The sequence below is a fragment of the Thalassotalea psychrophila genome (genome assembly GCF_031583595.1).
GTDB classification, from domain to species: domain Bacteria; phylum Pseudomonadota; class Gammaproteobacteria; order Enterobacterales; family Alteromonadaceae; genus Thalassotalea_A; species Thalassotalea_A psychrophila.
This window is the reverse complement of record NZ_CP134145.1, coordinates 575,312-595,212: the sequence shown is the minus strand read 5'-3', so window position 1 is coordinate 595,212 and position 19,901 is coordinate 575,312. Positions and strand designations below refer to the sequence as shown.

The window sequence follows — 19,901 nt, the reverse complement described above, 5'->3', positions numbered from 1 at the left end:
TGCGCGCATAATAAAGTAGGTAAAAACGAGCTGCAGTAGACTTGCTCTTTATCAAGCTAAACAACAAATATATTTAATAATAATATCAGGCAGTTAACTAATATGAATTTTCAAGGCAGCCACATTTTATCGGTATCACAATTTGATCGTGATTCGGTATCTCGTATTCTTGAAGTTGCCCAGGCAATGATCCCTTATGCCAGCAGGCAAAAACGTTGTCATGTGCTTGAAGGAGCAATTTTAAATAATCTATTTTTTGAGCCTAGTACTCGAACTCGTATCTCCTTTGGCACGGCATTTCAGCTTCTTGGTGGTTTTGTACACGAAACCGTTGGCCAAGAAAGTTCATCATTATCTAAAGGCGAGTCGTTATTTGATACAGCACGAGTGATCAGTGGTTATTCAGACGTTATCGCTATGCGCCACCCTGACATGCATTCAGTAGCAGATTTTTCTACCGGCAGTACCGTACCGGTAATTAATGGCGGTGATGGTGCGAACGAACACCCGACTCAGGCACTATTAGATTTATTCACTATTCAGGCAGAAATGACCCGTTATGGTAAAGGCATTGATGGCTTGAATATTGTATTAATGGGCGACTTAAAGCATGGTCGTACCGTACATTCACTGTCGAGATTATTAAGTTTATATAAAAATTTAACCGTAACGCTATTGTCACCAAAAGAATTAAAAATGCCAACCTACATAGTTGATGTGTTAACTAATGCAGGTCATAAAGTTAATGTTACTGAAACCATGGCAGGTAACCTAAATAGTGATGTGGTATACCAAACTCGCATTCAACAAGAGCGTTTTGCTAGCCTTGCTGAAGCTGAGCAGTATCGTGGCCACTTTAGTTTAAACAAAAGTGTGTACGAACAATACTGTAAAGAGCACACAGTAATAATGCACCCGCTACCAAGAGACGCTCGCCCAGAAGCGAATGAACTCGATATTGATTTAAACGACAACAATAACTTAGCAATTTTCCGTCAAGCCCAAAATGGCGTATTAGTACGTATGGCATTATTTGCCTTAACATTAGGCGTCGATGAGAAACTTACCCAATACGAAAAAGAAGTAACCTGGTTTACCAATAAGTAAATCTGGTTTTTAAAAGATTAAAAGGCAAACAGATGTCACATTCACAGCAATTATTTGAACAAGCGCAGCAAACTATTCCAGGCGGGGTTAACTCTCCAGTACGTGCATTTACTGGCGTTGGTGGAACACCTATTTTTATTGAACGAGCGGAAGGTGCATACACCTTTGATGCCGATGGTAAACAATACATCGATTATGTAGGCTCTTGGGGACCAATGATTTTAGGTCATAATCACCCAGCTATTTTAGATGCTGTAGTAAAAACAGCACAAAAAGGTTTAAGTTTTGGCGCACCAACAGAGCTTGAAATTACTATGGCAGAAAAAGTACGTGAGTTAGTACCTTCAATGGAAAAACTTCGTATGGTTAGCTCAGGTACAGAAGCAACTATGAGTGCGATTCGTTTAGCTCGCGGTTACACTGGCCGTGACAAAATATTAAAGTTTGAAGGCTGTTACCATGGCCATGCCGACTCACTTTTGGTTAAAGCCGGTTCTGGCGCATTAACATTAGGTGTTCCCAACTCTCCTGGTATTCCAGCTGATTTTGCCAAACACACACTAACCGTTAACTTTAACGACATTCAATCTGTTAAAGATATTTTTGCTGAATTAGGCGACCAAATTGCCTGTATCATCGTTGAACCAGTTGCCGGTAATATGAATTGTATTCCACCAGTTGCAGGTTTCTTAGAAGGTTTGCGCAGCATTTGTGATGAGTACAAGTCAGTATTTATCATCGATGAAGTTATGACTGGTTTCCGTGTTGCCCTTGGCGGCGCACAAGCCCATTACAATGTGAAACCAGACTTAACCACACTAGGTAAAGTTATTGGTGGCGGTATGCCGGTTGGCGCATTTGGCGGTAAAGCTGAAATTATGGACTACATTGCTCCAGTTGGCCCAGTTTACCAAGCAGGTACTTTATCTGGTAATCCAATTGCAATGGCAGCAGGCCTTGCCGCATTAAACGAGTTAAGTAGTAAAGATTACCACGCAGAGCTAACAGCAAAAACGAAGCAAATTGCTGAAGGATTTAAAGCAGCAGCAGATCGTCAAAATGTTCCATTAGCAATCAACTATGTTGGCGCTATGTTTGGTTTTTTCTTTACCGAGCAAGAACAAGTGAATACGTTTGCGCAAGTTATGAAATGTGATACAGCTAAATTCAACAAGTTCTTCCACTTAATGTTAGAAGAAGGCATTTACCTAGCTCCTTCTGCATTTGAAACTGGCTTCTTATCAACTGCCCATTCATCAGCCGATATTCAGGCAACGATTGAAGCTGCTGAACGTTGTTTCGCTAAGCTATAAATTAAAAGCTACTCAAAACCAAAAGCTCGTGTTTATCACGAGCTTTTTTATGCCTTAAACTTAGACCTACACTTCTCCGAAAAAATACAACTTTTACCAGTCTCCCAGAAATAACCTTACTCATCTCTTTGAATTATTGATAAAAAAAGATAAAGTGAGATGATAATACCTTAAAAATAATAATGGTAATTAAAAGTATCGGTATGAACGTTTAATACGCTGTTAAATAGATCTATGTTATGGAGAACATTATGAGATTAATTTGTAGTCTGCTTTGTATATTTTTATTATCATCTTGTGTTTATTATGGCACTTCTCATGAGATTGGTAATGATCCTAAATCTGCATGTGCTGGTGGCTCAGCAAAAGAAAACAAAAAATGTAGAGCCGATCTAAAAAGACTTAATGAATCAATTGAAAACCAAGCGCAGCGATAGTTCATATAGCAAACTGTTCGAGCAGCATAAGATGCAGTTGGGACTTAGTATTATATTTTTAAGGATGATTCATGCGTAAATTCATACTAGTAGTTTTACTTTCAATTCCCATACTTTCTTTTGCTTCAGAAACTCCCCTTGTTGAAGAATTTATAAAGCTCAGTGATGCGACTAAAGTAAAAGGAGCGTCCCAAAAAGATATAGATGCAGTTGCTGCGTTACTTGCAGAAGATATGCGTTATCAACACCAAAATTACAACGCCGACCTATCTAAAGAACAATTTATTCAAGGTTTAGCTAATTACATGGGAGTAGCAGATTCCCTAACATCTAAAATAACTAATAAAATTGTTGGAGATAAAGCTGTAACAGTTTCTTTTATCTCAACAACGGTAATGGATGGCAGCACTGAAACAGATGCAAAGCCTTTAATGCGTTTATTTGAAATAAACAATGGCAAGATAAGTTTAATTAGAGAGTATTGGTAATAAAAATAATACTCGATAGGAAAGTCGACGGTGAATGATATTGAACGTAGAAATTTAATTAAAACCAGCTGGGATTTACATAGTGTGGTAGAAAGTAGCTACCTTAATAATTTCGCAATCAAAGGTGATGATGAATGGTTAGAGAAACAACGCATTCTATTAGCTGATATGGCTATTCATTTACTGCAAACGGCAATGAAGCCAGGAAACATCGAACTTGATCAATTAAAAAATAATCTGCATTCAATTTTAACTATTTCAGATCAGTTTTTGCCAAGAGCAGAGCTTAAAAAAGCAACAGACAAGCTTTACGAATGAGCCCTGGTCAATTTACATCAAACGAATAAAAAGTAGTTAAATATTAATAGGTATAACCGTTGGGGGTGGGCATTTTATTCAACAGTAAAGGAGCCTTATTCGGTTGTTAGACATCACGGAGGTATTACATGCATCTTGCACAATTGAACATAGCTAAAGCTAAATACTCTTTAGAAGACCCAGAAATTAAAGAGTTTGTTGATAATTTAGAACCGGTGAATAACTTAGCTGAACTAAGTGACGGCTTTGTATGGCGCTTAAAAGATGAAAGTGGAGATGCTACCAATATCAAAGCTTTCTCTGATCCCAACGTCATTGTAAATATGTCTGTTTGGGCCTCTATTGATGCGCTTAAAAACTTTATATTCAGAACTCACCATCGAGATTTTCTTCGTCGTAAAAAGGAATGGTTTCATAATATTCCAGAAGATAGCTATGTTTTGTGGTGGATTCCTATAGGTCACATCCCTACAATTGAAGAAGCCGTAATAAAATTAGAGTTTCTTAGAGATAATGGTGATACGCCCAATGCATTTACTTTTAAGAGTAATTTTAGTGCCTCAGAATTTCTGGCAAGTGATACCTAAGAAACAATTAAAAAAAAACACAAATTAATGCGTCGGTTTAAAGGAAGTGTGTAAATGGAAGAGTTGGCGGTTTTCTCCCTAACATTTAGCTGGCAAAGTTATTCATCGTTCACATAAGGAAAGTTATGCATACCCCTGAAAAATGGAACATGGGTTCTATCGATAAAATTCAGCAATTCATTACAGAATTTGGATTTGCAGCTTTGATATCAAATAATTTAGAGGCTTCACATATTCCATTGCTTCTATCCAAAAAGGAAGGCGAGCTTGGTGTACTTTACGGCCATTTTGCTCGGTCTAACCCTCATTGGAAATCTCTAAACAATACTGAGGTATTAGCAATATTTTCAGGGCCTCATTCGTATATATCTCCAACATGGTATGAAACACAACCTTCAGTGCCAACTTGGAATTATAGTGCTGTTCATGTCGTCGGTAGCATACAATTAACTGATGATGAAACCACTTTAAAAACATTAGAAGAAACTATAGAAAAATATGAACCATCACTGCTCGAAAATGGTGGTTTTATCCCAGAAGAATATAAAGTAAAACTAAGCAAAGGCATTGTTGGTTTTAAAATTATTATTAGCAAACTGCAAGGTAAAGAAAAGCTGGGGCAACATCGTAATAGCAACGATCAAATCGGTGTTACCTCAGCATTAGCAAAATCGTCGAATATTGACGATCAACAGTTACACCAATATATGCAACGAAACCAAGTTGGCATCGGCAGCTAACAAGAGTTAAAGGAATTATTATGTCATTAGGAATGAGTGCGGCATGGAGATCAATGCAACCGAAGAAAAAACGATGTAACCGATGCGGTCTTTTCTACAGCAAAGCAGAAGGGCAATGTGACCATTGTTCTCACCTGAATGAATCCGAACTAATAGAATTACAAAGACAACATCAAAAAACTATAAAGGCAAATTCAACTTTAGGTAAAACAATGTTTCTGTTTGCAGTAATCATTGCTTTGCTTTTATTGGCGAGTTTCTTGTGAAGTATTTTGCTTATGGTTCAAATATGTCACTTGTAAGACTAAGAGAAAGAGTGCCTAGCGCAGAAAAGCTTGGCTTATTCATCCTTGAGGGGCATCAATTACGATTTCATAACACTGGTGAAGACGGCTCAGGAAAATGTGATGCTTTTCAAACTAACAGCAAAAAAGATATCGTCATTGGTGCTCTTTTCGAAATTAATAAAGATGAAAAAAGTGTTTTAGATAACGCTGAAAGCTTAGGTTATGGCTATAATGAAAAAATAGTTAAGGTAAAAAATTGCTCTGGTGAAATATTTTCAGCATTCACCTATTACGCCATTAAAATTGATTCATCATTAAAGCCTTTTTATTGGTATCACAACCACGTTGTCATCGGTGCAAAAGAAACAAATGTACCTTCTCACTATCTCGCTGAAATCTTATCTATCGAATGCATTGAAGATCCAGATTCAAAGCGAGATTATCAGCAACGAAAAATGTACCTTTAACATGAACCTTACCAGTATATTATTCGACAACAAAAAGCCTTTAAAAAGGCGTTATTCACTCGTAGGTTTTAATGCTTATGCATAAACAATTTATTCCTAATTCATTCATAGCACCAACCTTTTTAGAGACTGATCAATTTTATTTTGTTGTCCTTGAAGATAGTGTCGCTGAGCTAGACTTTGAAGCAGTAATGTCAAGTCAGCAGCGACTGAGATCTATTTTTGGTCCAAAATCTGAATGGCCTAAAAGCAACATGACCTTGGAAGAAAATATTGAAAGTCTGAAAATTCATAAGCAAGAATTTCAATCGCGACAAGCATTTGCCTATTCCGTATTAAATGCTTCAAAAGACAAATGCCTTGGTTCTGTTTATATCGATCCGAGTCGGTCTCCTAACTATGATTGTGAACTATACTTTTGGGTTAGAAATGATAGTACAGCGTTAGAAAGCGAACTGTACAAAACGATCTCTACTTGGTTTTTGGAAAAGTGGCCTTTTTCTCGTGTTGCATTTCCTGGAAGAGGAATATCGTGGGAAGAATGGACTAAAGAGTTAAGATAAAAATAACCAAACATTGTTTATTTGGGTAATTGAAGTATGAGTATAATTATTGTTTCAGATGTTTTCGGAAAAACTGCAGAACTAATAAAACTAAGTGAAGAGTTGAATGCGAATACGATTGTTGACCCTTATAACGGGGCAAATATGAAGTTTAAAAGCGAGGCCGAAGCGTATTCTTATTTTATCGAAACAATCGGGCTTGACGCATATTTGGCAAAGTTAATAAATGTGATTGAATCTGGTTTTACTGGCATAACTTTAATTGGATTTAGTGTTGGATCTTCAACGATTTGGAGGTTATCTGAAATGGTTTCATCTCACATTGTCAAACGTGCAGTTTGCTTTTATGGTTCACAAATTAGAAACTTTACAAGCGTAGATCCTTTGTTTGACATCGAATTGATTTTTCCTAAAAGTGAACCACACTTTAGCGTGGCTTCACTACAAGCTGAGCTTGCTAAAAAACAGAATGTAAAAGCTATCAAAGTGGATTACTTGCATGGTTTTATGAATTACCATTCAAGTAATTACAATCAAGCGGCTTATAAAGAACAGATTAATTGGTTATCTACTAATGCTAGTAAATAATGTTTATAACAATACAAATATAGCGTTAAAAATAATTAATTTTAAAGTTAAAGCTGTTGTCATAGCAATTTTATTACTTTGTACAGTTTCCCTCGCAACAAGCGCTGCTGATAATGATGTATTCATCGGTATTGGTCTTAGCGACCAACAGCAAGATAATGCCGATTCAGTTAACCTTTCTTTTATAGCCGGATATAACTTTTATAATCGAAACTTTCAAGAATCCCGATTTCAAACTTTAACGTTAGGAATTGAAGCTCAATATTCTGATTCAATTTCTGGCTCGGATGACACGAAAAATTATTCAATGTTTTTTGCTCAAAGGCTTTATACATCAAAGCATTATTATTTGAAGTTCAAACAAGGACTAACCGACTTTCCTAAAGCAAGCACAAATAATAGCGATGAAGAGAGTTCGCACATAGGGGTAGGCGTTGGGCTCGGCTACAAATTCAATACAGGAGCCATCGAAATTGAATATGTTTACCCCAATAAAACTATTCATGCATCTATAGTTGAAATTAGCTATAAGTATCATTTTTAATATTTATCAATAAAAATTGAAAAACAAGCCGCATTACATACATAACAACATTTTGCATTACAGAGGTAAAAATGATTATTAGGGAAATCTTAGCTAAAGATATGGAAACGATCCTTGAGCTGAATGAAAAATCAGTAAAAGTTCTAAGTCCATTGGATAAAAGTAAGTTAATCAGATTAATCAACATGTCTGTATTGTCTGTTGTTGTCGAAGATGAAAATCAAATTGCAGGGTTTCTATTAGCTTTTAGCCAAGGTGCTCAGTATGAAAGTATCAATTATGAGTGGTTTAATCAGAATTATGCATCATTTTTATATATCGACAGGATAGTAATTTCAAAAAAATTTAGAGCCAAAGGTATTGGCTCTATGCTTTATCGATATGCTTTAGATTGGGCTTCAAAGAAAAACGCTGTGAGTATGTTTGCTGAAATAGATGTTATGCCGCCAAATGAACCGTCTTTATTATTTCACCAAAAATTTGGGTTTACAGAGCTTGAATTATTAACACACAATGAAAATAAAATTGTTTCTCTACAAGGGTTAAAAATAGATTAGTTTCAAGGTTATTGTGATAGTTTCGATTTATATAGAAAGTGTTTTTTATAGAGTATTTATATGATGTCTAAAGTAATTAATTTCAAAGATAAATTCACAAAGTTCACTGAACATTGGTCGCCGCGTGTTATTGCCCAAATGAACGATTACCAATTCAAGTTGGCAAAAGTTGAAGGTGAGTTTGTTTGGCATAAGCATAATGACACTGATGAAGTATTTATTGTCATTGAAGGATTACTTCACATTGAATTTCGTGATGGCACGGTCACATTAGAGTCTGGAGAAATGTTTGTGATTCCAAAAGGAGTTGAACATAAGCCTTTCGCTAAATCAGAATGTAAAATTATGCTTATTGAACCACAAGGTGTTGTAAATACAGGCACTACAGATAGCGAACTTACCGCCCAAAATGATGTGTGGATTTAAAATTAGTATCGATGGATATGCATTATGGAACAAGCCATTATTGGTTATCACCAAGATAAAGAAGACCACTGGGTTGCCCAACTACAATGTGGCCATTTTCAACATGTACGGCATAACCCACCATTTATGGCGAGGCTATGGGTAACTAATCAGCTTGGTAGAAATTCTATGTTAGGTTATAAGCTCAAGTGCAAAAAATGTGACTTAGGTGTACCTAAAGATGCATCTTAATCAGCCCTATCAGCGTTAATTGGTGTTCTAGTCAGCTAATACCACAAAGCAGAAATGGCGGAAGCTCTCTTATAAACCCAAGTTGATGATCACTTTTGCGACTTTAATGACCAAATGTATAGAACAATGGAAAGTAATTCTATGTAAACTATCTTCAAGGAAGCTGACATTAGTAGCATTTTCCTATGGCGATTGCGCCCCCAAAGCGAGATAGAAAATTAATATAATGTTCTGAATCAATAAAGAACTTCTTATGATAACGATTAATATATCTCAATGTTCTCTCATGAGAACATAAATCAAACGTTTATTTCACGTTTTCTTTAAGCGACGCTAAAGCCAACTTTAATTCTTTATTTTTTAAATAAGTGAGTAGCTGATTATGCTCTTCAAAACATTCTTTCGGTGTACTGATACGTTTGTAGTTCATGCGCATACGATAAATAACAGGTTGCCATAAATTAACTAAGTCATCACCACCAGCTTTGTGTACGATATATCGATGAAATGCCATATCACTTTCGGTAACGAGTGAATAATTTTCTTCTTCAAAAGCTTTGATCATAGTCGCCAAAATTTTATCAAGCTGAGTAAAATCTTCTTCTGTTAATTCATTAATAGTTATCTTTATCGCATGAGATTCAATTTTCACACGTAAATTTACCATTAAAGGTTGTAACTCTGGTTTTGGTGCACTGTTGACGATTACACCACAATTATTTTTGGAAATAAGTAGGCCTTCTTTCGTTAACTGAAGTAATACATCGCGTACAGGGCCGCGAGAAACATTAAAACGGGCAGCGAGTTCTTGCTCTTTTAGTTTCGTTTTTTCAGTTAACACACCGTTAATGATATCGGCACGTAATTGACGCGCTATTTGTTCGCGTACAGAGACAATTGCAGTTGAGTCAAGCATGACTTATTCCATCCTCCAAAAAAACAGAAAGTTATGGGGCACTAGTTATTAGTTATAATGCCCATCATAACAAGGTTACAATAAATTGTTAACAATGATTTAGATAAACAGTCTTTTTATCAAGGTATTGCTCCAAGCCATATTTACCATCTTCACCACCACAACCACTCATTTTTAAACCATAATGAAAACCTTGATGTTGTTCACCAATACTCCGGTTAACATAGATTTCACCTACTTCTAATTCATCTGTGCATTTTTCTATCCATGCTAAATTATTAGTGTAAAGGTACGCAGACAAGCCAAACTCACAATCATTACTGAAAGCTATCGCTTGCTCTATCGAATTAATTTTCACCACAGGTAAAATTGGGCCAAAGCTTTCTTCATGAATAATGGTCATTTCTTGAGTAACATTTTCTAATACTGTTGGTTGATACCATGCGCCATTTTCAAACCCTTCTACTGCAGCTCTAGCACCACCAAAAGCTATCGTTGCACCTTCTTCAACAGCTTGTTTTACTTGTCCGTCGATGAAGTCGACTTCTCGCTGATTAACTTTTGGCCCCATCTCTGAGTCAGGAGATAGTGGATCTCCTACTTTTAATTGACTGACTCGATTGATAAATTTTTGCATAAATTCATCATAAATATCTTCATGAAGATAGAGTCGTTCGGCACACGTGCAAACTTGGCCGCAATTAGCAAATCTAGCCCAAAATAAATCTTCAACAGCATTGTCAATATTCACATCATTCATCACAACAAAGGGGGCTTTACCACCCAGTTCAAGCATTACATGGGTTAGATGCTCAGCACTGCTGTGATAAATTGATTGACCTGCTTTAGTACTACCAGTCATGGTGATCATTTTCGTGATAGGGCTTTCACAAAGATACTTGCCGATAACAGAGCCATTACCATTTACTATATTTAGCACTCCTGCGGGAATGCCGGCTTCATTGGCTATTCTACCTAGCTCTAAAGTGGCTAATGGTGTTTCAGCAGTTGGTTTTATGACAATGCTATTCCCGGTGATCAAAGCAGGACCAATTTTTCTACCAGCCAATGCTAATGGAAAATTCCATGCGGTAATACCAACAACGACTCCTTTAGGGTATTTATGAATATAGAGCTTCTCACCTTCATTATCGGACGCTAAAATATCACCTTCCATCGTTAAGGCATTATCGCAAGCGTACTCTATAAATGTCGCGGTAGCTTCTACTTCACCTTCTGCAACGGAAAGTAGTTTCCCTTGTTCTTGTACTAATAGTCGAGCAAGATCATTTGCTTGGGCCCGAATACCAGCAGCAAATTTTCGTAATATTTTAGCTCTATTACGGGCAGTAACTTTTTTCCATGACTTTTGCGCTTTATTGGCAGTGTCTAATGCGTATTGAGCATCATCAATGCAACCTTCAGGAATGCTCCCTAGTTGCTCACCTGTACTTGGGTTGTATACTGGAATTTCTCCATCCGACTTAGAAGCAATATATTCGCCATTAATAAAATGTTGGTTATTCTTTATTTGAGTCATTTTTATCTTCCCATCCAGCCACCGTCCACAAGGACAGTACTTCCATTCATGTATGTTGATGCATCCGAGGCTAAAAATACTACTGGCCCCATAAAGTCTTCTGGTTTCCCCCAACGTCCTTGAGGAATACGGCTTAATATTGACGTACTACGTTCGCTATCATTTCTTAAAGCTTCGGTATTATCGGTAGCAATATAACCAGGCGCAATCGCGTTAACATTGATTCCTTGCGATGCCCACTCATTAGATAAAGCCATTACTAATTGACCAATTGCACCTTTACTTGCCGCATACCCAGGGACAGTTATTCCGCCCTGATATGTCAGTAGAGAGGCGGTAAAAATAATTTTACCTGCTTGTCGGCTCAACATCCCTTTGCCAATTTCCCTACTCAAAATAAACTGAGCATTAAGGTTAACTTCCATTACGGTATCAAACAATTCGTCATTATGTTCTGCCGCTGGCGCTCTTAATATAGTGCCAGCATTATTTACCAATATATCAATTACCGGATGATTTTCTTTTACTTTATTAATGAAATGATAAAGATCATCACGTTGACTAAAATCACATTTATAGGGGTGAAATTTTCTGCCAAGTTCAGTCACTAATGCCGAAATTTCAGAGCCTTCTTCTAATGTAGCCGAGACACCAATAATGTCAGCGCCTGCCTCTGCTAATGCTAAGGCCATAGCTTTTCCTATGCCCCGTTTGCAGCCAGTAACTAGAGCAACTTTACCCGCTAAATTAAATTTGTTTAATATCATTATTTAAATGTCCTACTGCTAATTATTAATATTTGCTTGGCAAGAGACTAATGCTTTTAGCCCTTGTGGATTACCTGACATTTGCGCGAACGCTTGCGTAATATCAGCCAATTCAGATACCGATGTTATATAAGGCTCAATATCAATTACTTTTTTAGCAATTAGCTCTATCGCTTTTTCAAAGTCTTGATGTTCGTAAACCCGTGCACCTAATAGTTCTAACTCTTTCCAAAAAAATTGAAATAGATCTATCTCCGGTTTTTCACTGTGGATTGCTACCATACAGATACGAGCTCGCACAGCTGCAATCTCTGTCATGGCTTCTATGGCTTGCTTAACGCCTGAAACTTCAAACACGACATCAGCACCTTTGCCTTCAGTCCAGCTTGATACATACTCTGCAAGGTCTTGCTCTATTGGATTAACCGTAAGAATACCGTTAGCTTTGGCAAAATCTAATCGTGATTTATTCACTTCTGAAATAAGCACTTCTGCACCAGTACTTTTAGCAACCTGTGCAACCAATTGACCGATAGGACCACCGCCAATAATCACTGCTTTTTCGCCAGCAACTAACCGCGATCTCGCCACGTCATGGCAAGCAACCGCTAGCGGCTCTATTAAGGCGCCTTGTTTTAGTGATACTGCCTTAGGTAATTTATGTAATGTTCTTGCTTTTACTGTCCAATATTGTTGAAAAGCACCAGGGCTATCTATCCCCATAAATTTAAGGTTGTGACAAATATGGCTATGACCTGAATGGCATGCAGGGCAGTCGCCGCAATAATCTAAAGGTCTAACGACGACTTCCTCGCCAAGGGAAAAGCCATTTACATCTTTCCCCATTTCGACGATTGTTCCAGACATTTCATGACCAATAACTTTCGGAGGAGCAACGCGCTCGTCCATCACGCCATGATAAATATGCATGTCAGTGCCACAAATGCCGACATAACCAACAGCCAAACGTACTTCGTCGGCTTTTGGTACTACGGTTTCTGCTTCAGCAATCTCAAAATTTTTATTACCTATATATAGTGCTGCTTGCACGGTGCTTTTTTGACTTGTAGTTTTCATTCAAATAACCTTCTTATATCTTGATTCGATGAGGGGCTAATAAATCCATATCGAAAATCACGCCATGACCAGCATCTTGTGGTGCAATAGCCAATCCATCTACTAGCTTTAATGGATTTTTAGTGTATTGATCAATAGGAAAAGAGTGTACTTCTAGGTAACCTGCATGAGGTTGAGAGGCCATCAAAGAGACATGTAATTCGTGCATGCCATGACTGCATAGCGTTAAATTATTCGCTTGTGCTAAAGCAGCAACCTTTAACCAACCGGTGATGCCGCCAATATTCGAAGCATCGGGTTGTAAATAACTGAGCTTAGCCTGGGCAATGGCATAACCAAACTCATAAATAGTATGTAAATTTTCTCCCATCGCGGTAGGAATATTTATACAATCAGAAATTCGACCGTAGCCTTGATAATCGTCAGGTATGGTAGGCTCCTCAAACCAAGTGATATCATATTTCTCTACGGCATTCGCTAACTTTATAGCTTGATCAACTGACAATGAATAATTTGCATCTATCATAAACTTTCTATCTTTCCCGAGTAACTCCCTTACGGCTGCAATTCGAGCTACATCAGTACGATAATCGGGTAGGCCTACTTTTATTTTTACAGCATTAAAGCCTTTATCTAAATAATTACCGATATTGTTAAGTAATTTTTCCTTAGAAAAATTCAAATCTATGCCGCCAGCATAAGCTTTAGTTTTATTGCTGGCACCACCAGCAACACACCACAAGGGTTGATTCAAACGTTTGCAACGAATGTCCCATAAAGCAATATCAACAGCAGAAATAGCAAATGAAACTAAACCACCTCGTCCAACATAATGTAAATGCCAGCCCATTTGGTCATTAAGGTATTCAACACGATTGGCATTTTCATTCATTAAAAACGGTTTCAGTTCATCTTCAAGTAATGAATAAATAGCTTTACCACCTTTTCCGCCCGTATAGGTATAACCAACACCTTGGTTACCATCTTGACAAGTTATCCGGCAGAGAATTAATTCAAAATGAGTATGGTCGCCATGCATCGCATCATTGAGCACCTCATCTAAAGGAACTTGATAATATTCAACTTCAACATTTGTTATTTTACTATTACTATTTTTCATAACTTTGACAATCGTAAATTGTTAACAATATACTATACAGTGTACTTAATTATCTGATAAGGTCAATACATAGCCTGAAAAATATAGAGAAATAATCAATTTTCTATTTTTATTAACTGGCTAAAAGTAAAAGCTAAAAAATTTATTAGTTAAGTTTTTCATCTTTATATTAGTTATGTCATTGATTGCTATTAATACCAATTCCATTAATTATGTGATCTACTTTTTACTGAGGGAAAATGGATAAATACAAGGCATAAAATTTTATAAGTAGTTATTCTCGGCTTTGGCATCCTGCGTCGCTCTACCTGCAGCATCCATGCTTACGTACTTAAAGGTTTTATAACGCAGTAGTTATTCATTTTAACCATTAAAAATGAGCAGATAATTAATGGACTTGGTATAAAGCTAACCTACTAGATATGAAATGTGGAAAAATGAAGAGTGAATTCAATAACAACCAAATGAAAGGAATAGGCTGATGCCCCACTTGTTAATGATAGGTGAGTGTATGATCGAGTTATCTCAAAATAATGAACTCGGTGAATATAAACAAAGTTTTGCTGGTGATGTATTTAATACCGGGGTCTATATTAAACGCTGTTTAAAAGACAGCGCGCAAGTGAGTTTTCTATCGGTTATTGGTGAAGATAAAATGAGCACACAATTTTTGAATTTAATGGCTATTGAGCAAATTGACAGTCGTTATTTATATCGCTGTAAATCAAATAAAATGGGCCTGTATATCATTAATATCGATCAATATGGCGAACGAACTTTTGATTATTGGCGAGAAAATTCTGCGGCTAAACAACTGATGACACTTATTAAACAAGACAATGGCAACATGGATTTCAGTTCTGTCACTACTTTATTTTTTTCCGGTATTTCAATAGCGATTTTATCCCCTGATGATTTAAAGGACTTTTGGAAATTTATTGAGCGCTGTCGCTCTAATGGTTGCCAAATCGTTTTTGATCCTAATTACCGTCCGACCCTATGGCCTTCACCTAAACATGCAAAGGATGCATTTGAAATTGCTTACTCTTTATCAGACGTAGTATTACCTGGCGTAGATGATCATAAAAGCTTATACAATCACGAAAGTGCAGCTGAAATTGCCAGCCATCTAGAAGCGAAAGGCATAGGTGAAATAATTATAAAAAATGGCGATCTGGAGCTGCTTATTAGTGTCGAAGGCAAGAGAACTAAAATAGACATTATTCCGGTAACTGAAGTCGTAGATACCACCTCAGCTGGAGATGCCTTTAATGGTGGCTATTTAAGCGCCAGACAAAGCGGTAAGTCGGTAACCGACGCGGTTACTTATGCCGCTAGCGTCGCAGGTTGTGTTATTCAGCACAAAGGCGCCATTGTGCCAAAAACTTGTTTTGACAAAGCAATAACTCCTTTGATGTAAGCGCTATTACTTTTTCTTTGCTTGACCTTTGGTAATAAGATCTGCTTTTACATGCGGTTCTAGTGCCATGGTCGGCTGGAAAAATGTTGCTTCATCATATCGACCGACTTGATCCCTTGGGTTTCTAAAATACGCATTCTTTGAACCTTGTTGCAAGTCACAATCAAACCTCACCAAAAATGAATTACTTTCTACTACCCGTCTAGCATCATTTGGATTAATAGTACTTTCACTAATATGACTTAAACCCCACGAGACACCTTGTCCGTTATTACTATCAGTGAAGGCATCGGGACAAAATGGACCGCCAGCAACGGGTGGGCAAGTAACCGTTGCCATAATATTAAAATTAATGCCATCAGCAGCATACTGAATGGTATTTTTTTCGGGCCCATCAACACACAGCATGGCTGCAATACCTTCTTTATATGGGAAAAGAAAGGTTTCATGACCTGAATTTAATAGTGGATTAATGTCAGGTTTGACATAAGGTCCATGTGGATTTTCTGCAATAGCAACACCTTGTGCTCTAACAAGCCAATCTTTTTCTTTAGAAATTGGCTGTCCTTTATAGAATAACCAAATTCGTCCCTGATAAACTAGTGGATAGGGATCATGGATTGCTCCACCGTCCCACTCGTCATCGCTACCTAAATCAAGAATGCTATGCTCACAACGAGTCCAAGGGCCGTTGACCGAATCAGCCCAAGCCATACTCACGTCACAATGATCACCTTTTTCACTCTGAAAAGTTCCAGTGAAGGTTTGAAAAAATAAGTAATACTTATTTTCAAAAACAAGGATATCTGGTGTAGTAGCTGATCTATCACCATATTGTCCTGCTGCAGTTCTTGATACAGCAACCCCTTGCTCTTGCCAATCAAAGCCGTCTTTACTGGTCGCATACCAAATATCAGCTAGATCCCAGTCAACAGCAGGAAGCTCATCAGTACAACGATCCATGCCAACAGGGCTACTTTTAGTGGCGCGACGAGTATACCAAACGTAATAGGTGTCACCGACCAAAATAACTTTACTAGGGTCACGGCGTGAAACTAACTCATCCTTACCAATTCCCGAGATATACGAGTATTTAAAGTTGGTAAAAAATTCATTATCTCTATCATCAGGCTCAGGCCAAACGTCATAAAGTCGCTGCATTGCATGACTAAGACCTTGAGGTTTATCTTTAGGAAGTTTTCCTAGCATTTTTGTTAACCTTAACTTTAGTATTCTAAGCACAAAAATAAGGCTCTCTTCATTAAAAAATAAAGAGAGCCTGTTTAGTATAAATAAAAATTAAACTTATTTATTAAAAGACCGCTCTTACACCTAAGCGTAGCGTACGGCCATTATATGTTTGGTTATAATTTCTATCTGTAGGTACATCATCACCTTTAATTAAATTACCATCGGTACGTGCAGCGGAGAAAAATTCAGTACTTTCTTCTAACACATTACTTACGCTACCAATTACTTCAAAATTTTCTGTGATTTTATAACTAAAAGATGTATCTAACTGACCATAATCATCGCGCCAAATGGCCATACCGTCTAAATTATTTATTGGATTCTCTAATGATTCTGAGCGCCAATTATAAGCAATACGAACCATTAAGTTATCATCTTCATAGAAACCCATAATGTTATAAGTATCTTCAGATTGATATTGATACGGTAGATCAACCGACTCATCACCAAAAGACTCTTTAAAGTAATCAGCTTCACTATCAGCATAGGTATAGTTCGCTTGAATACCAAAGTTTTCGAATCCTTTGATAAAGTCAAAATTAGTGAGGAAACCAAGTTCTAAACCACTGATTTTACCACCTTCGCCATTAATAGGCATAGACACTGATTCAAAGAATAATGGAAATTCTTGTGGTGAAGGTAAAGCAACTTCACCTGCTAAAAAGTCTTCTTCAGTATAGAATGGTTCGCGGGTACCTATTTCAGTTTCATACCCTTCAACTTGTACTTTGCCTAATTCAACATAATTAAAAATATAGCTTTCAATATCTTTGTAATATACCCCAGCAGAAAACATACCTGTTTCGCTGAAGTAATATTCATAAGAAAGATCGAATTGATTCGCTTCATAAGGGTCTAACTTCACATTACCGCCAACGAATGAATCTTCATCAGCAACAGTCCAATCTGGATCATTAATGCCGTCGATATCGTACCAACCATCAGTTGTGGTACTTGCCCCAGCTTTTGCTTGATTAAAGTTAGGTCTCGCCATCACTTTAGCAGCTGCAAACCTAAGTACCATTTCACTATTAAGTTTGTAACTTAAATTAAGACTAGGCAAGACGTTGTCATAATCATGTTCTAAAGAAATTTGTTCTAATTCCATGCCATGTGTTGCTTCATAGTAGCCGCCAGTTAAGGCTTTACTAGTAAGGTCTGTTTGCACATAACGTACACCTACATTACCTGTTAAGTCACCATCCATCATATCGATATTGGCTTGTAGATATAATGCCATGGTTTCTTCTTCATTATCTGCCGAGCCACGTCGATCAGGTGTCATCCCCATAGTATCAAAGACGCTATCAAAGTCAGTAAAATAAGGAGTTGAACCATCGTCGGTGAAGCCAAAAAGCTTATTCATATGAGCTGTATAGCTAGTGATAGCCGTATCAAAATTATGGATAGAATTCCAGCCTGTAGGCACTCCAGAGTTTGCATTTCCGCCCATAAAGTTTTTCGGGTCAAATCGCTCAGCATTCGCATCATGAAATAAAGGTTCAGCGCCCCATAAGCTCCAGCCACCATTATAATCTTCAAATGCGATTTCCCAAGGACCTAAATGTTGAGATGCTTCTAAAGTTTCTTTAGTGCGTTTATTCCAACGAGCACCTACTTCAAGAGAACTAAACAGTTCACTGCTATCTAATTGATATTCAGCGTCTACTTTAAATGAGATGTCTTCATCGGTATTTTCTACCGGTAAACGCATAATTGGCCCTTGGTTCAAACGGTTAAGGTTAAAATCAACTAAGCCATCTTGTTCATATGTTTCATTAGCATGGTTATCTGTTTTACTGGCATCGTAATATTCTGTTCCCGAAGGTAAATAAGAGTATTGACGGTCAGAACCAAGCTTAAATAACGCATCATGTTGATCGCCATTTAACCACCAATGGTCAAAATTATACAATTGTTGAGTCAGCTGTTCGGTTTCAGCTTTGGAATAACCAGCTGCAAATGAAAGGGTCCATTTTTCTAGTTCCATTTCAGCACCAAGTTGTACAGTTAGCGTATCAATATCTGCGCCAATGTTTTCATCAACAGGAGAAATATATAAGTTATCAACGGCAAATTCAGTCATGGTATTGGTACTAGGATCCGTAACAACAGAGTCTGCATCAATCGCCCCATAGCCATAAGGAATCCAACTGGTAAATGAATGGGTTAGAAAATCATCTTCCACTTTGCTATAGGTTACATCTAAGTAGCTATCAATATTATCACGAGGTTGCCATTGAAGGTTTACTAAAACAGAGCTGCGTTCGCGCTCACGACCTTGGGCAGAAACGCCCCAACGAGTTGGGTAAAAGCCTTGCTCAGATTCTTCCCAACTCCAGTTTGACATAGAATCTGTTCGAGTATCTATTTGTTCATGTGATACCGCGGCAGCAATACCAAATGTATCACTTAGTGGCGTCATATAAGAAAAAGTAAAAGCGGGAGAGGTCTCTTCATTATTTTCATTATAAACAGCTTCAACAAAAGCCGTGCCTTTAGCTTCACCAACATCGAGAGGTCGAGCCGTTAAGATATTAATCGTACCACCGATACTACCTTCCATATGTTTTGCCATAGGCGATTTATATACCTCTATGGCAGAGATCATAGAGGAAGGCATACTACTAAAATCTATGCCTCGTCCATCACCTGCTGATGCTACTGTTTGACCATTAATTAAAGTAAGGTTTAGATTGTCGGCAATGCCACGTATAGTTACTGAAGTTCCTTCTCCGTTATCTCGAGCTATACCCACACCAGTAATGCGTTGTAATGCTTCGGCAATATTTCTATCGGGCATTTTACCTATATCTTCAGCCACTATAGTATCAGACACCACCTCGCTGAACCGTTTACGATTAACCGCTTCGTATAACGAACCACGAAGACCGGTTACTTCAATAACTTCGACTTCGTCGGTGCTTTCTTCGTTTGTTTCTTCAGCCGCAAGGACTGATGGTGCAGTAAGGATTAGTACAGCTATAGCGTTTATACACGCAAGGTTTAACTTATTTCGATAGAACTGTTTCATGGCTTTGCCTGTTATTTATATAGTTATTTAGAAAACCAAACTAGAACTTTATTCATCCCATAAACTCAGTGCTAGTTTTAGATAGTAACGTATCAAATTAAACATTGTCAAAACAAAACAATT

22 protein-coding genes are annotated in these 19,901 nt (G+C 37.4%); 15 read left to right on the top strand and 7 right to left on the bottom strand.

Features of this window, described 5'->3' with window-relative positions; genetic code table 11:
* Positions 1 to 102: 102 nt before the first annotated feature.
* The 14 genes from RGQ13_RS02530 (at position 103) to RGQ13_RS02465 (ending at position 8,653) form a co-directional block, all read left to right on the top strand.
* Positions 103 to 1,107: an aspartate carbamoyltransferase gene (locus RGQ13_RS02530; RefSeq protein ID WP_348391985.1), complete on the top strand. Its 1,005-nt coding sequence runs from the start codon at positions 103 to 105 to the stop codon at positions 1,105 to 1,107.
* Positions 1,108 to 1,139: 32 nt separating this feature from the next.
* A complete protein-coding gene (gene hemL / locus RGQ13_RS02525; protein ID WP_348391984.1) occupies positions 1,140 to 2,420 on the top strand; it encodes a glutamate-1-semialdehyde 2,1-aminomutase in 1,281 nt (426 codons plus the stop codon).
* Positions 2,421 to 2,671: 251 nt separating this feature from the next.
* Positions 2,672 to 2,857 carry a hypothetical protein gene (locus RGQ13_RS02520; RefSeq protein ID WP_348391983.1) on the top strand — a complete coding sequence of 62 codons (186 nt, stop codon included), beginning with the start codon at positions 2,672 to 2,674 and terminating at the stop codon, positions 2,855 to 2,857.
* 71 nt (positions 2,858 to 2,928) lie between these two features.
* Positions 2,929 to 3,345, top strand: a complete 417-nt coding sequence (locus RGQ13_RS02515; RefSeq protein ID WP_348391982.1) for a nuclear transport factor 2 family protein — start codon at positions 2,929 to 2,931, stop codon at positions 3,343 to 3,345.
* Between the two features lie 30 nt (positions 3,346 to 3,375).
* Positions 3,376 to 3,663 (top strand): hypothetical protein, encoded by a 288-nt coding sequence (locus RGQ13_RS02510; RefSeq protein ID WP_348391981.1) that lies wholly within the window; start codon positions 3,376 to 3,378, stop codon positions 3,661 to 3,663.
* Positions 3,664 to 3,791: 128 nt separating this feature from the next.
* Positions 3,792 to 4,250, top strand: a complete 459-nt coding sequence (locus tag RGQ13_RS02505; protein ID WP_348391980.1) for a DUF3291 domain-containing protein — start codon at positions 3,792 to 3,794, stop codon at positions 4,248 to 4,250.
* Between the two features lie 125 nt (positions 4,251 to 4,375).
* Positions 4,376 to 4,990 carry an FMN-binding negative transcriptional regulator gene (locus tag RGQ13_RS02500; protein ID WP_348391979.1) on the top strand — a complete coding sequence of 205 codons (615 nt, stop codon included), beginning with the start codon at positions 4,376 to 4,378 and terminating at the stop codon, positions 4,988 to 4,990.
* Between the two features lie 262 nt (positions 4,991 to 5,252).
* Positions 5,253 to 5,744 carry a gamma-glutamylcyclotransferase family protein gene (locus RGQ13_RS02495; protein WP_348391978.1) on the top strand — a complete coding sequence of 164 codons (492 nt, stop codon included), beginning with the start codon at positions 5,253 to 5,255 and terminating at the stop codon, positions 5,742 to 5,744.
* 77 nt (positions 5,745 to 5,821) lie between these two features.
* The gene (locus RGQ13_RS02490; protein ID WP_348391977.1) at positions 5,822 to 6,307 is read left to right on the top strand and encodes a hypothetical protein; all 486 of its coding nucleotides are present in this window, start codon (positions 5,822 to 5,824) and stop codon (positions 6,305 to 6,307) included.
* 36 nt (positions 6,308 to 6,343) lie between these two features.
* Positions 6,344 to 6,895 (top strand): dienelactone hydrolase family protein, encoded by a 552-nt coding sequence (locus RGQ13_RS02485; protein ID WP_348391976.1) that lies wholly within the window; start codon positions 6,344 to 6,346, stop codon positions 6,893 to 6,895.
* Entirely contained in the window at positions 6,882 to 7,439 is a 558-nt protein-coding gene (locus RGQ13_RS02480; RefSeq protein WP_348391975.1) for a hypothetical protein, read from the top strand. Before RGQ13_RS02485 ends, RGQ13_RS02480 begins: the two co-directional genes overlap by 14 nt.
* Positions 7,440 to 7,510: 71 nt before the next feature.
* Complete coding sequence (locus tag RGQ13_RS02475; protein ID WP_348391974.1) at positions 7,511 to 7,996, top strand: GNAT family N-acetyltransferase; 486 nt, start codon at positions 7,511 to 7,513, stop codon at positions 7,994 to 7,996.
* A 60-nt stretch (positions 7,997 to 8,056) separates the two neighbouring features.
* Positions 8,057 to 8,422 carry a cupin domain-containing protein gene (locus RGQ13_RS02470; protein ID WP_348391973.1) on the top strand — a complete coding sequence of 122 codons (366 nt, stop codon included), beginning with the start codon at positions 8,057 to 8,059 and terminating at the stop codon, positions 8,420 to 8,422.
* A 24-nt stretch (positions 8,423 to 8,446) separates the two neighbouring features.
* Entirely contained in the window at positions 8,447 to 8,653 is a 207-nt protein-coding gene (locus tag RGQ13_RS02465) for a DUF3565 domain-containing protein (RefSeq protein ID WP_348391972.1), read from the top strand.
* Positions 8,654 to 8,960: 307 nt separating this feature from the next.
* On the opposite strand, the gene RGQ13_RS02460 is transcribed toward RGQ13_RS02465, so the two are convergent.
* From RGQ13_RS02460 to RGQ13_RS02440, 5 genes are all read right to left on the bottom strand, one after another.
* The gene (locus RGQ13_RS02460; RefSeq protein ID WP_348391971.1) at positions 8,961 to 9,569 is read right to left on the bottom strand and encodes a GntR family transcriptional regulator; all 609 of its coding nucleotides are present in this window, start codon (positions 9,567 to 9,569) and stop codon (positions 8,961 to 8,963) included.
* An 88-nt stretch (positions 9,570 to 9,657) separates the two neighbouring features.
* A complete protein-coding gene (aldA, locus tag RGQ13_RS02455; protein WP_348391970.1) occupies positions 9,658 to 11,109 on the bottom strand; it encodes an aldehyde dehydrogenase in 1,452 nt (483 codons plus the stop codon).
* 2 nt (positions 11,110 to 11,111) lie between these two features.
* Entirely contained in the window at positions 11,112 to 11,873 is a 762-nt protein-coding gene (locus RGQ13_RS02450) for an SDR family oxidoreductase (protein WP_348393370.1), read from the bottom strand.
* A 21-nt stretch (positions 11,874 to 11,894) separates the two neighbouring features.
* Positions 11,895 to 12,926: a zinc-dependent alcohol dehydrogenase gene (locus RGQ13_RS02445; protein WP_348393369.1), complete on the bottom strand. Its 1,032-nt coding sequence runs from the start codon at positions 12,924 to 12,926 to the stop codon at positions 11,895 to 11,897.
* A 40-nt stretch (positions 12,927 to 12,966) separates the two neighbouring features.
* Positions 12,967 to 14,073, bottom strand: coding sequence for a mandelate racemase/muconate lactonizing enzyme family protein (locus tag RGQ13_RS02440; RefSeq protein WP_348391969.1), 1,107 nt, complete (start codon positions 14,071 to 14,073; stop codon positions 12,967 to 12,969).
* Between the two features lie 481 nt (positions 14,074 to 14,554).
* Here RGQ13_RS02440 and RGQ13_RS02435 point away from each other — a divergent pair, with 481 nt between their 5' ends.
* The gene (locus RGQ13_RS02435; protein WP_348391968.1) at positions 14,555 to 15,493 is read left to right on the top strand and encodes a sugar kinase; all 939 of its coding nucleotides are present in this window, start codon (positions 14,555 to 14,557) and stop codon (positions 15,491 to 15,493) included.
* Positions 15,494 to 15,499: 6 nt separating this feature from the next.
* On the opposite strand, the gene RGQ13_RS02430 is transcribed toward RGQ13_RS02435, so the two are convergent.
* Positions 15,500 to 16,702, bottom strand: coding sequence for a glycoside hydrolase family 117 protein (locus tag RGQ13_RS02430; protein WP_348391967.1), 1,203 nt, complete (start codon positions 16,700 to 16,702; stop codon positions 15,500 to 15,502).
* Positions 16,703 to 16,805: 103 nt separating this feature from the next.
* The gene (locus RGQ13_RS02425; RefSeq protein WP_348391966.1) at positions 16,806 to 19,778 is read right to left on the bottom strand and encodes a TonB-dependent receptor; all 2,973 of its coding nucleotides are present in this window, start codon (positions 19,776 to 19,778) and stop codon (positions 16,806 to 16,808) included.
* Positions 19,779 to 19,901 lie beyond the last annotated feature (123 nt).

Bases quoted from the DNA above. Each gene is read 5' to 3' on its own strand.
- RGQ13_RS02500 (WP_348391979.1), top strand. From the start codon at position 4,376: ATGCATACCCCTGAAAAATGGAACATGGGTTCTATCGATAAAATTCAG.
- RGQ13_RS02430 (WP_348391967.1), bottom strand. From the start codon at position 16,702: ATGCTAGGAAAACTTCCTAAAGATAAACCTCAAGGTCTTAGTCATGCA.
- RGQ13_RS02425 (WP_348391966.1), bottom strand. From the start codon at position 19,778: ATGAAACAGTTCTATCGAAATAAGTTAAACCTTGCGTGTATAAACGCT.
- RGQ13_RS02435 (WP_348391968.1), top strand. From the start codon at position 14,555: ATGCCCCACTTGTTAATGATAGGTGAGTGTATGATCGAGTTATCTCAA.
- RGQ13_RS02505 (WP_348391980.1), top strand. From the start codon at position 3,792: ATGCATCTTGCACAATTGAACATAGCTAAAGCTAAATACTCTTTAGAA.
- RGQ13_RS02465 (WP_348391972.1), top strand. From the start codon at position 8,447: ATGGAACAAGCCATTATTGGTTATCACCAAGATAAAGAAGACCACTGG.
- aldA (WP_348391970.1), bottom strand. From the start codon at position 11,109: ATGACTCAAATAAAGAATAACCAACATTTTATTAATGGCGAATATATT.
- RGQ13_RS02460 (WP_348391971.1), bottom strand. From the start codon at position 9,569: ATGCTTGACTCAACTGCAATTGTCTCTGTACGCGAACAAATAGCGCGT.
- RGQ13_RS02440 (WP_348391969.1), bottom strand. From the start codon at position 14,073: ATGAAAAATAGTAATAGTAAAATAACAAATGTTGAAGTTGAATATTAT.
- RGQ13_RS02475 (WP_348391974.1), top strand. From the start codon at position 7,511: ATGATTATTAGGGAAATCTTAGCTAAAGATATGGAAACGATCCTTGAG.
- RGQ13_RS02515 (WP_348391982.1), top strand. From the start codon at position 2,929: ATGCGTAAATTCATACTAGTAGTTTTACTTTCAATTCCCATACTTTCT.
- RGQ13_RS02490 (WP_348391977.1), top strand. From the start codon at position 5,822: ATGCATAAACAATTTATTCCTAATTCATTCATAGCACCAACCTTTTTA.
- hemL (WP_348391984.1), top strand. From the start codon at position 1,140: ATGTCACATTCACAGCAATTATTTGAACAAGCGCAGCAAACTATTCCA.
- RGQ13_RS02530 (WP_348391985.1), top strand. From the start codon at position 103: ATGAATTTTCAAGGCAGCCACATTTTATCGGTATCACAATTTGATCGT.
- RGQ13_RS02520 (WP_348391983.1), top strand. From the start codon at position 2,672: ATGAGATTAATTTGTAGTCTGCTTTGTATATTTTTATTATCATCTTGT.
- RGQ13_RS02470 (WP_348391973.1), top strand. From the start codon at position 8,057: ATGATGTCTAAAGTAATTAATTTCAAAGATAAATTCACAAAGTTCACT.
- RGQ13_RS02485 (WP_348391976.1), top strand. From the start codon at position 6,344: ATGAGTATAATTATTGTTTCAGATGTTTTCGGAAAAACTGCAGAACTA.
- RGQ13_RS02480 (WP_348391975.1), top strand. From the start codon at position 6,882: ATGCTAGTAAATAATGTTTATAACAATACAAATATAGCGTTAAAAATA.